The organism is Tanticharoenia sakaeratensis NBRC 103193 (genome assembly GCF_000963885.1).
GTDB classification, from domain to species: Bacteria; Pseudomonadota; Alphaproteobacteria; order Acetobacterales; family Acetobacteraceae; genus Tanticharoenia; species Tanticharoenia sakaeratensis.
Map to the genome: position 1 here is coordinate 1 of NZ_BALE01000078.1, position 763 is coordinate 763.

The following is a 763-nucleotide window of genomic DNA, read 5'->3' on the forward strand; positions in this document are numbered from 1 at the left end:
GGATTCCCATTGTGAGCGGCCTGTGATTCGCTCTCTCTCTGAAAGGAGATGAGCGATGGACGCTGACCTTTTCTGGCTTTCGGACCGACAGTTTGCGCGGATTGCGCCGCATCTGCCCACCGATACGCGTGGCAAGCCGCGTGTGGATGATCGACGCGTGATCAGCGGTATCATTCAGATCATGCTGTCCGGCGCGCGGTGGAAGGATGCGCCGTCCGCGTATGGCCCGCGCAAGACGCTCTACAATCGGTTTCAGCGCTGGGCCGCGAAAGGCGTCTGGGCGCGCCTGTTCAAGGCGCTGGCGCAGAGCGGTGGACCGCCTGCCGAACTTCTGATCGACAGTTCTGCCGTGAAGGCCCATCGCTGTGCCTCCGGCGGAAAAAGGGGGAGCGACACCAGGCCATCGGCCGATCGCGTGGCGGGCGCACGACCAAGATCCACGCGCTGACGGATGCCGCCTGCCGTCCGGTCGCCTTCATGCTGACCGGCGGCAATGTCGCGGATTGCACGGCAGCGGTCCCGCTGCTGGAACGGGTCTCGAACGTCCGGCTGATCCACGGCGACAAGGGCTATGACACCAACGCGGTGCGTCGACACATCGAGGACAAGGGCGCCGCGCCGAACATCCCGCCCAAGGCCAACCGGGTCTGGAAGAACTGCTTTTCGCCGGTCCTTTATCGGATGCGAAATGCCATTGAGCGCATGTTCAACCGCCTCAAGGACTTCCGCCGCATCGCGACACGTTACGATCGCAATGCCACTA

1 pseudogene is annotated in these 763 nt (G+C 63.4%); it reads left to right on the forward strand.

Annotated features, from left to right (window positions below):
• Nucleotides 1–55 precede the first annotated feature (55 nt).
• A pseudogene (locus B8446_RS15910) lies at nucleotides 56–763 on the forward strand (IS5 family transposase); the annotation flags it as partial.